Here is a 10,254-nt window from a genome sequence, read left to right as displayed (position 1 = left end):
ACAGCCCGCTCAGCGCGACTGCGCGCGCCGAAATCGCCTAATGGCGGAGCGGGTTGGCCGCCAAGAACGCGTCGGCCACCGCCGCCGGGTCTGCACCGTCGGCCACTTGCCGCCGCATGTCCGCCAGCGCCGCGGTGTCCAGCACGCCGGCCACCTCGTTGACCGCCAGCACCTGCGCCTCCGTCAGCTCGTTGCGGCGATACAGCGGCACGATGTTCTCCGCGCGGATCAATGCGGTGCGATCGGCCAGCACCATCACGTCGGCGGGCGTGTCAGGCGCAGCCGTCGTCGTCCACGCCGCATTGACCTGACCGGACCGCAGCGCTGCGAACAGCGTTGCGGCGTCACGGAATTGGCGTGGCTTCGGCAACTCGCACAGCCCCAGGGCCGACGGCGTAGAAGCCCCCGCGATCGCGCCCGGCCGAACCTTGTCGCAGTTGTGCGCCAGCGCCGTCACGTCGTCATCGCCCCACGCGCGAGCAGTGGCCTGGATGACGGCCACCGCCGGTTTGTCCTCCGCGGACATCGTGTAATCGCCGGCCGCGAGGCCTTCGGGCAGCGCCGACACCAGCTCCCGGTACACCTGTGCGGCGGCGCGGGCGACGGATTCGGGCGCAAACCGCTGCAGCAGTTGGCCGGTGAAGCCGGGCACGACGCTGGCGGCTCGCGAGTCCAGGCCGGCCAACGGGTCGGGCATCGACTCGACGTGCGCGGGTGTGCCGTAATACCGCAACGCAGCCGCATACAGATGCGCCACCAACTCCCCGCCCGGACGCGTGCCGACGACCATCGACGACGGACCGGGTTGACTACCGCAGCCGGCTGTGCCAATTGCGAGCAGCGCGACCAGCGCCACCGCCAACCGGCGAATGCGCATCGCCTATACGTCAGCCGCCGCCGCGACCGCCTGGGCCACTGCGGGCCCGACCCGCGGATCGAGCGCACTGGGCACAATGCGGTCGACGGCGAGGTCGTCGGCAATAACGGAGTAAATCGCCTCGGCGGCAGCGACTTTCATCTTCTCGGTGATGCGTCGCGCACCGGCATCCAGTGCCCCGCGGAACACACCGGGGAAGGCCAGCACGTTGTTGATCTGGTTCGGGAAGTCGCTGCGGCCGGTGGCCACAATCGCCGCGTACTTCTTCGCGACGTCTGGGTGGATCTCCGGGTCGGGGTTCGACATCGCCATCACGATGCCGTTGGGGGCCATCGTCGCGATGAGTTCCTCGGGCACCAGACCCGCAGAGACGCCCATGAACACGTCGGCGCCCGACAGCGCCTCGGCCATGCCGCCGGTCAGGCCGTTGGGGTTGGTCTGCTCGGCCAGCTCGGCCTTGAACGCGTTGAGGTCAGGGCGGTTTTTGTGGACGATGCCCTGCGAGTCGATCAGGGTGATGTCCTTGATGCCCTTGGCCAGCAGGATCTTGGCGCAGGCGATGCCCGCCGCCCCGGCGCCGGAGATGACGATGCGCAGCGAGGTCATGTCCCGGTCGAGCACCTTCGTCGCGCCCATCAGCGCGGCCAGCACCACGATCGCGGTGCCGTGCTGATCGTCGTGCATGACGGGGCAGTCCAGCGCCTCGATGACGCGCCGCTCGATCTCGAAGCAGCGCGGCGCGGAGATGTCTTCGAGGTTGACCGCGCCGAACGTCGGCCGCAGCCGTACCAGCGTCTCGACGATCTCGTCGGGGTCTTTGGTGTCGAGCACGATCGGGATCGAGTCCAGCCCGCCGAACGTCTTGAACAGCGCCGCCTTACCCTCCATCACGGGCAGCGACGCCGCGGCGCCGATGTCACCGAGGCCGAGTACCGCGCTGCCGTCGCTGACCACGGCGACCAGCCGGTTGGCCCAGGTGTACTTCGCGGCCAGCGTGTGGTCGGTCGCGATGGCGCGACTTACCTGCGCTACCCCCGGGGTATAGGCGATCGACAGGGCGCGCTGGGTGTCCAGCGGCTCCTTGAGTTCGACCGAGAGTTTTCCGCCTTCGTGAGCAGCGAAGATCTCTGCGTCCTCGATGACGACTTGCGGGGTGCGCACCATTTCCGACACGGCGCAAGGGTACTTCACCGCCCAAACTCACAACGTCGGGTTCCCCTGTCGTGAGGCTTACGAAGCGCTACCGGCGCGTAGCATTTCCGGCGGGGTGACCTGCAGGATAGGAGGTGGCGATGCCGTCGTTTCGCCCGCTGCCGCCGTCACTGCGACCCACTGCCCGGCCCAAGCGTCCAACGCCGGAGCCCAAGAGCATTCACGTTCCCGTCGCCCGCGCGATGGTCGATTGCGGCGTGTACTGCGACGGGATGCGACTGCCGGGCAAATACACCCACGCCGCGGCGTTGTCCAAGGTGCGCGAACTGGAGCAGGCCGGCAAGGAAGCGTTCGTGTGGATCGGGCTGCACGAACCCGACGAGCATCAGATGCAGGCCGTCGCCGATGTCTTCGGTTTGCACGAGTTGGCCGTCGAGGACGCGGTGCATGCCCATCAGCGGCCCAAACTGGAGCGCTACGACCAAACACTGTTCCTGGTGCTCAAGACCGTGAACTACATCGAGCACGAGTCCGTCGCCAACGCCCGCGAAATCGTCGAGACCGGCGAGATCATGATCTTCGTCGGGCCGGATTTCGTGGTGACGGTGCGCCACGGTGAACACAGCGGGCTGGCCGGGGTGCGCAAGCGCTTGGACGCCACGCCGCAGATCCTCAAGCTGGGTCCCTACGCGATCATGCATGCGATCGCCGACCACGTCGTCGACAGCTACCTCGACATCACCGACCTGATCGAGACCGATATCGACACGATGGAAGAAGACGTCTTCTCGCCGTTGACCCAGACCAACATGGAAGCCATCTACCTGTTGAAGCGCGAAGTCGTCGAGCTGCGCCGTGCGGTAAACCCGCTCACACTGGCCCTGCAACGCCTCGGCACAGACCACAACGACCTGGTTTCCATCGAGGTTCGGCGGTACCTGCGCGACGTGCTGGACCACAACATCCAGGCCTCCGACCGCATCATCAGCTACGACGAGTTGCTCACCTCGCTGGTGCAGGCCGCGGTCGGCAAGGTGGCGATGCAGCAGAACATCGACATGCGCAAGATCTCGGCGTACGTGGCGATCGCGGCGGTGCCGACGGCGGTGGCCGGCATCTACGGGATGAACTTCGAGTACATGCCGGAACTCAAAGAGGTGTGGGGCTACCCCGCGGTGTTGACGTTCATGCTCGTGGTCTGCCTGCTGTTGTTCCGCGCCTTCCGCCGCAACCACTGGCTGTAGCCCGCGACGTCAGCTCGGTTTGGCCGCCGGCCGCGACGGGTCGAGCACGTCGACGCCGTCTTGCTGCCAGGCTTCGCGCATTGCGTCGGCGCCCTTGAGCCGCACCCACGCCGCCTCGGTGGGGGTGATCGGCGTCGCCGACAGCACCGTCACTCCAGTGAGTGGTTCGGATAGGGGTACCGGACCAATATCGCTGGTGCCCAGCAGAAATGCCGTGAACGGTGCCAAATTCCACAGCGGCGTTTCCAGATCGATGAGCGCGTCGGGTTCGAGCATCAGACCCTCGACCGCGGGTGCCGCCGCCACCACCGCGATGGACCGGGCCAGCCCCGCGGGCGTCGGTCCGCGCAGGGCTACGACGATCTCGGCGCGCGGCCCGCGGATCACATCGGTCACCAGCTCGGTCGGGTCGAACATCGGATGACGCGAACAGCCCAGCGAGACATAGTGAGTCACGCCGTGGTGGTCGGGTCCGAAGCGCAGGACGTCGATGCGTTCGGTGCCCAGGAATGTCACACTGGCGGCGACGGGCTCGGCGTCGACGCCTGCCGCGGCGAAATACCCGCGAACGTGGGCGCGGACTTCGGCCAGGACGTCGATCACTCGGACGACGGGGCGGGCGAGTCCTGCGCCGGCTCTTCGGCTTCCGCCTTCTCTTCGGGTTCGGCTGGCTGCTCTTCGGTCGGCTTCTCTTGCGACGCATCGGGAATGGTCAGGTTCATGCCGGTGTCGGCATCAAAGATCGCCAGCTTGGTAGTGTCGAAGGCCAGCTCGAGCGTCTCACCCGTCTTGGCTTTCGACGCGGTGGAAACCCTTGCCACGAACTCGTTCTCGCCGACACCGGATTCGGCGGCCAGTTCGGCCAGTTGCGCGGACCGCGCGCCGGCCCCCTCCAGCTTGAAGTGGACATACTTGTCCGCACCCAGCGACTCGACCATGTCGACCTTCACCTCGAAGATCAACGCACGGATGCGGGCATAGCCGTCGAGCAGTGCGGCGTCCTCGAGATGCTCCGGCCGGATACCGACGATGATGTTCTTCGGCTTCTTGCGCTCCAGCGTGTCGAGCATCTCCTGGGTCAGGGTGACCTCGCCGAACGGCAGCTTCACGCCGACGTCGGTCTGGGTGGCGGGGAAGAAATTCATCGCGGGCGACCCGATGAAGCCGGCGACGAAAAGGTTTGCGGGGCTGTTATACAGCTCGTCGGGCGTGCCGATCTGCTGCACCTCCCCGGCGAGCAGCACCACCACGCGATCGCCCAGCGTCATCGCCTCGGTCTGGTCGTGGGTGACGTAGACGGTGGTGGTGCCCAGTCGCCGCTGCAGCCGCGCGATCTCCGAGCGCATCTGCACACGAAGCTTGGCGTCCAGGTTCGACAGCGGCTCGTCCATCAGGAAAGCCTTGGGGTTGCGCACGATTGCGCGTCCCATGGCCACGCGCTGGCGCTGCCCACCGGACAGCTGGGCGGGCTTGCGGTCCAATAGCTCAGTGAGATCGAGGATTTTCGCGGTCTCCTCGACCTTGCGGGCGATGTCGGCCTTCTTGACCTTGGCCAGGGTGAGCGGGAACGCGATGTTCTGCCGGACGGTCATGTGCGGATAGAGCGCGTACGACTGGAACACCATCGCGATATCGCGGTCCTTGGGCGCCTTCTCGTTGACCCGTTCACCGCCGATGCGCAGCTCACCGGAGGTGATCTCCTCGAGTCCGGCAATCATGTTGAGCGTGGTGGATTTTCCGCAGCCGGAAGGGCCGACGAGGATGATGAACTCGCCGTCGGCGATGGTCACGGAGAGATCCTTGACCGCCGTCGCGCCGTTCGGGTAACTCTTGGTCACCCGGTCCAACACAATTTCGGCCATCGAGCTATCCCTTCACTGCACCGGAAGTCAGTCCGGCGACGATGCGTCGCTGGAAGATCAGAACAAAGATGATGATCGGAATCGTGATGACCATCGCGCCTGCGGCGATGGACCCCGTCGGCTCCTCGAATTGCGAACTGCCCGTGAAGTTCGCGATCGCCACCGGCGCCGTGATCGCCCGCTCGGTGGCCGTCAGCGACAGCGCGAGCAGCAGGTCGTTCCAGGCGAAGATGAACACCAGGATCGCGGCGGTGACGATGCCGGGCGCGGCCAGCGGTGCGATCACCTTGCGGAACGCCTGCGCGGGCGTCGCACCGTCCATCTTCGCCGCCTTCTCCAAATCCCATGGGATCTCCCGGAAGAACGCAGACAGCGTATAGATGGCCAGCGGCAGCGCGAACGTGATGTACGGAATGATCAGACCGGGCCAGGTGTCGAACAGGCCGACCTGGCGCCACATGTTGAAAATCGGTGTCACCAGCGAAATGTGGGGGAACATCGCGATCAGCAGCGCGACACCGATGAGAACCCGCTTGCCCGGGAAGTTCAGCCGGGCCACCGCGTAGGCGGCCATGCCGCCGATCACCACCGCGATGAAGGTGGTGATCAGCCCGATGCCGATGGAGTTGATCAACGCCGAGGTGAAGACGTTGCCCTGGAAGATGGCCTTGTAGTTGTCGAAGGTGATCTCACTCGGAATCAGCTTGCCGTCCTTGACCGTTGCGGTCGACTTCAACGACAGCGACAGGATCCACAACACCGGAAACAGCGCGTAGATGATCACCAGGACGTTGACGACGGTCCAGCCCGTCGCGCGCCCCGCGCTCACCCGCTCAGGCATTTCGCGCCTCATCCGAACCGGGCGCTGCTGCGCCGAAGATCTTGATGTAGATGAACGCGATGATCGCCACCGACAAGAAGATCAGCACGCTGATCGCCGAACCCAAGCCCACGTTGAACGCCTTGAACAGGTTGTCGTAGCCCAGAATTGACACCGAACCGGTGTTGTTGGCGCCACCGGTCAGGATGTAGATGTTGTCGAAGATGCGGAACGCGTCGAGAGTGCGGAACAGCAACGCCACCAGGATCGCCGGTTTGATCAGCGGCAGAATGACTTTGAACAGTCGCCGCCACGCGCCAGCGCCGTCGACCTGCGCGGCGTTCAGCAGATCCTGAGGCACCAACGCCAACCCGGCCAGCAGCAGCAGCGCCATGAACGGCGTCGTCTTCCACACCTCGGCAAGGATCACGATCGCCAGCGACGGAAGCTGCTCGGTCAGCGGCGCACTCCCTTCCGGCAGCAGGTTGGCCAGATACCCGGTGCCCGGCGTCCACGCGTAGTACCAGCTGTAGGACGCGGCGACGGTGACGATGCCGTACGGGATCAGAATCGCCGTGCGCACCACGCCTTTTCCGAAGATGGTCCGGTGCATCACCAGCGCCAGCGCCATCCCGAGTACGAACTCGATCGCCACCGAGATGACGGTGATGGCCAGCGTCACGATGAACGCCGTCCACCAATAGCGGTCGGTCAGCACCGTGACGTAATTGGCCAGCCCGATGAACTCGGTGTCCTGCGGGGTGGCGAGGTTGTAGCGCTGCAGGCTCAACCACACCGCGTAGCCGATCGGATAGGCCGTCACCGCGAGCATCAGGAGCACCGCCGGACCGATGAGCAGATAGGCCAGCCGGCGTTCCGAACGGCGGTCGTCGCCGCCCGCGGCGGGCCGGGCCGGCACGTCCACGGCGGCGGTCACGGGATCAGCCCCTTGCCGTCGATCGCCTTCTGCACCTGTTCGGTCAGCTCGTCGGCGGTGCGCTCCGGATCGATATCGGTGATCGGCGCCAACGTCACCGAGATCCGCGTCGACACGGCCTGATACACCGGCGTGGTCGGCCGCACCGCAGCGTTGGTCAGCTGATCACGAATGATCTCGTACTGGGGGTACTTGGCCTGGAAGTCGGGATCGTCGTAGAGCGACGCCCGCACCGCAGGAAGGCCACCCTCGATCGAGGTGTACTTCTGGTTCTCGAGGTTGCGCAGGCAGCGGATCGCCTCGAAGGCCTCCGCCTTGTGCTGGGTGTTCTTGCCGACGGCCAGGTTCAGCCCGCCCAACGTCACCTTCGCGGGCTCGTCCGGCTGCACGCCCGGATAGTGTGCGAACCCGAACACTTTCTTGCTGGCGTCGTAAGCGGCCTCGAACTGCTCGTCGGTCGGCGAGAAGGTGCCGACGTCGTTGATGGCGCCGGCGAGGTCCGGCCGGTCGTTCAGCGGCAGGAACGACACACCGCCTTTGACCGCGTTCTCCAGCAGCGAGGGCAACACGTACGGCCAGTTCACCTCCAGCGCGGCTTTGCCCTGTTCGAGCGCCAGCCGCGCGGTGGTCTCGTCGGTCTGCGTGATCGACGGGTCCGCGCCGGGCGCGGTGGCAACCGACTTGATGATCTGTAGCGCCTTCACCGTCGCCGCCCGATGCTCAGGGGTGTCGGTGAGTGTCACCGTCTTACCGTCGTCGGAAAGCACTTGGCCGCCTGCGCTTTGCAGCAGGGTGTTGAACCACACCACCAGGCCCTCATATTGCTTGCCCTGCACGGCAATCCAGCTCGGCTCACCAGCGGCGTGCAGGCGCGTCGCCGTCGCCACCATCTCGTCCCACGTCGTCGGTGGGTCTGGCACCAGATCCGCGCGATACCAAAGCAATTGGGTGTTCGTCGTGATCGGCGCGGCGTACAACTTGTCCTGCCACTTGGCGGTCTCCAGCGGGCCGGGCAGCGTGTTGCTGGTGGCGTCGGCCTCGGCCAGGCCCGCCGGATCGTCGGACAACGGCAAAGCCCAACCGGCTTCGGCGAACTCGGCCGTCCAGACCACGTCCAGCGCCATCACGTCCAGCGACTTGTCGTTGCCGGTGAGCCTCCGGGCCAGCTGCAGCCGCTGCTCGTCGGCGCTCTTGGGCAAGCTCAGCTGTTGGATCCGGAACCGGCCGCCGAGTTGTTCATTGCATCGGTTCGCGACCGCCGTGAACGTCTGCGCCTCGTTGGCCGGGGTGTAGTAGTTGATGACGATCCCGCCGCCGCCGGAACCGCACGCCGACACCGTCGACGTCGTCATCAGCGCGGCCACTGCCGCAGCACACAGCCGCCGTGGGCCCACCACCAGCCTCCCGTCGGGTCCGATGTCGCCGCCGGAGCAGCTCAGGGTCGGGAACCTCCCGCGGGCAAACCGTAGAGCCATACGCGCGTGATGTGCAACACTTTCGGGCTCGCGTCGCACGCACGCGTCGCAATCGTGACCTGCGACGGCGCCGTCAGCCGACCCGCGGGCAGCTCAGATCGTCAAGCGTGCCAGAAGATCCCGGCCCTTCTCGGCGTTCTGCGGGTCGCAGAGCACGTCGTAGCGGCCCGCGACGAGCTGCATGGTGGAACTGAAATCTCTTGTGCCGCGCGCCATCGCATAGGGGATCGCCGAGGTGATCAGGCCGAAGAACACACCGGCGACCAGACCGGTGATCAGCGCGCTCCACGGGTTGGGGCTGAAAAAGCCCAGGATCAGACCGATGAACAGGCCCAGCCAGGCGCCGGTCAGCATCCCGCCACCGAGCACCTTGGGCCAGCTCAGCCGCCCCGTCACCCGCTCCACCTGCATCAGGTCGACACCGACGATGGTGACCTGCTGCACCGGAAACTGTTGATCGGCGAGGTAGTCCACCGCCCGTTGCGCTTCGGCATAGGTGGGGTACGAACCGATCGGCCATCCCTTCGGCGGCGTCGGCAGTGACGCGGGGCCCCTGCGCACCTGGCCCGCCGGAGTGGGCGGCGGCGTCGCGGCGGGATTCTGTCCCGGTTGGAATGGACTCGTCATCGCAGTTCAATCTCCTCTGCACGTCTTGTGCACGCTCGACATTCGCAGTTCCTCTCTCTAACCCAACGCCTCGTCTTCCGCATTGGTGCCCCGCGCCTAGCCAGCCACGAGTGAATAGCAACTGCGCTAGGTTGAACAGCATGACAAATCCGGAGGGGAACACGGGCGAAACGCCGCCATCCGAATCCAGTGCAGCCGCCTCGGAACCGACGTCGAGCGGGCAGGAAGCGTCGCAGATCGAGCAGTCGCAACAGTCTCCGGAGACGTTCCAGCCGTCCGAGCAGGCCCCGCCGCCGTCGTACGAAACACCGGGTTTCCCACCGCCACCCGCCTACCCGCCGCCGGGTTACCAACCGGGCGCCGGCTATCCGCCACCGAGCTACCCGCCGCCCGAGTACACGCCGCCGAGTTTTCCGCCGCCGGGCGGACCGCAGACCGGGTACCCACCGCCCTACCCTGATCCGTCGGGTTACGGCGCGCCGTCGTATCCGCCGCCGCAGTTCGGCACGCCGCCGACGGGCTACCCGACGCCGGGCTACGCCGGCGCCTACGGCGCCCCGACGGCCACCAACAGCATGGCGATCGCGTCGCTGGTGTCCTCGCTCATCGGTGTGCTCTGCGGCATCGGCTCGATCGTCGGCATCGCGCTGGGCATCGTGGCGCTCAACCAGATCAAGCAGACGCGCGAAAGCGGACACGGGCTGGCCATCGCCGGCATCGGGGTGGGCGCGGCGACGCTGCTGATCAACCTGATCTGGACCATCGCGGTCTTGAGCAGCTGAGACCATGACCAGCGGCCCCCAACAGCCGTACGAGCCGCATCGCGGCGAGTACCCGCCGCCGGTGGACTACCCCGCCAATGCGGGCCTGCCACCGCCGGTCTACCCGGGATATCCCGACGCCTTCGGTTATGCCGGCTATCCGTACGGCCCGTATCCGACGCGCCCGCCGGGCACCAATGGCAAGGCGATCGCCTCTTTGGTCACCTCGCTCGTGGGTCTGGTGTTCTGCGGCATACCGTCGATCGTCGGGCTGATCCTGGGCATCGTCGCGATGCGTGAAACCCGTCGCACCGGCCAGGACGGTTACGGAATTGCGTTGGCGGGCAGCATAATCGGCGGGCTGGTGACCGGGTTCTGGCTGCTGTACCTGTTGTTCGCGCTCATCATCGCCGCCAGCGGCTTCCAGTTCGCGCCCTAGCCAAGCGATTTCGGCGCGCGCGGTCGCGCTCAGCGGGCTGTATCGAAATGGTTTCGCGCC

Annotated in this window: 11 protein-coding genes; 3 read left to right on the top strand and 8 right to left on the bottom strand. The window is 66.3% G+C overall.

Going from position 1 to position 10,254, the window contains the following annotated elements; all coding sequences use genetic code 11:
• Positions 1-37: 37 nt before the first annotated feature.
• Positions 38-877 (bottom strand): glycine betaine ABC transporter substrate-binding protein, encoded by an 840-nt coding sequence (locus CWS39_RS27530; protein WP_102146008.1) that lies wholly within the window; start codon positions 875-877, stop codon positions 38-40.
• Between the two features lie 3 nt (positions 878-880).
• Positions 881-2,041, bottom strand: coding sequence for an NAD(P)-dependent malic enzyme (locus CWS39_RS27525; RefSeq protein WP_102146011.1), 1,161 nt, complete (start codon positions 2,039-2,041; stop codon positions 881-883).
• Between the two features lie 128 nt (positions 2,042-2,169).
• Between CWS39_RS27525 and corA the strand changes: the two genes are divergently transcribed.
• Positions 2,170-3,273, top strand: a complete 1,104-nt coding sequence (gene corA / locus CWS39_RS27520; protein ID WP_102146010.1) for a magnesium/cobalt transporter CorA — start codon at positions 2,170-2,172, stop codon at positions 3,271-3,273.
• 9 nt (positions 3,274-3,282) lie between these two features.
• On the opposite strand, the gene CWS39_RS27515 is transcribed toward corA, so the two are convergent.
• The 6 genes from CWS39_RS27515 to CWS39_RS27490 all read right to left on the bottom strand — a co-directional run bounded on the left by CWS39_RS27515 (position 3,283) and on the right by CWS39_RS27490 (position 8,994).
• Positions 3,283-3,876: a suppressor of fused domain protein gene (locus CWS39_RS27515; RefSeq protein ID WP_102146007.1), complete on the bottom strand. Its 594-nt coding sequence runs from the start codon at positions 3,874-3,876 to the stop codon at positions 3,283-3,285.
• On the bottom strand, positions 3,873-5,135 hold the full coding sequence (locus CWS39_RS27510; protein WP_102146006.1) for an ABC transporter ATP-binding protein: 1,263 nt from the start codon (positions 5,133-5,135) through the stop codon (positions 3,873-3,875). Before CWS39_RS27510 ends, CWS39_RS27515 begins: the two co-directional genes overlap by 4 nt.
• Positions 5,136-5,139: 4 nt before the next feature.
• Entirely contained in the window at positions 5,140-5,964 is an 825-nt protein-coding gene (locus CWS39_RS27505; RefSeq protein ID WP_199178327.1) for a carbohydrate ABC transporter permease, read from the bottom strand.
• 4 nt (positions 5,965-5,968) lie between these two features.
• On the bottom strand, positions 5,969-6,892 hold the full coding sequence (locus CWS39_RS27500; RefSeq protein ID WP_102146004.1) for a carbohydrate ABC transporter permease: 924 nt from the start codon (positions 6,890-6,892) through the stop codon (positions 5,969-5,971).
• Positions 6,889-8,286 (bottom strand): ABC transporter substrate-binding protein, encoded by a 1,398-nt coding sequence (locus CWS39_RS27495; RefSeq protein ID WP_102146009.1) that lies wholly within the window; start codon positions 8,284-8,286, stop codon positions 6,889-6,891. The genes CWS39_RS27500 and CWS39_RS27495 overlap by 4 nt, the downstream gene beginning before the upstream one ends.
• A gap of 174 nt (positions 8,287-8,460) precedes the next feature.
• Positions 8,461-8,994 (bottom strand): general stress protein, encoded by a 534-nt coding sequence (locus CWS39_RS27490; RefSeq protein ID WP_102146003.1) that lies wholly within the window; start codon positions 8,992-8,994, stop codon positions 8,461-8,463.
• Between the two features lie 140 nt (positions 8,995-9,134).
• Here CWS39_RS27490 and CWS39_RS27485 point away from each other — a divergent pair, with 140 nt between their 5' ends.
• Positions 9,135-9,776 (top strand): DUF4190 domain-containing protein, encoded by a 642-nt coding sequence (locus CWS39_RS27485; protein WP_102146002.1) that lies wholly within the window; start codon positions 9,135-9,137, stop codon positions 9,774-9,776.
• A 4-nt stretch (positions 9,777-9,780) separates the two neighbouring features.
• Complete coding sequence (locus CWS39_RS27480) at positions 9,781-10,194, top strand: DUF4190 domain-containing protein (protein WP_102146001.1); 414 nt, start codon at positions 9,781-9,783, stop codon at positions 10,192-10,194.
• Positions 10,195-10,254: the final 60 nt, after the last annotated feature.

It is taken from the genome of Mycobacterium hubeiense (assembly GCF_002838065.1).
GTDB lineage: Bacteria > Actinomycetota > Actinomycetes > Mycobacteriales > Mycobacteriaceae > Mycobacterium > Mycobacterium hubeiense.
This window is presented reverse-complemented; position numbering and strand designations above follow the sequence as displayed.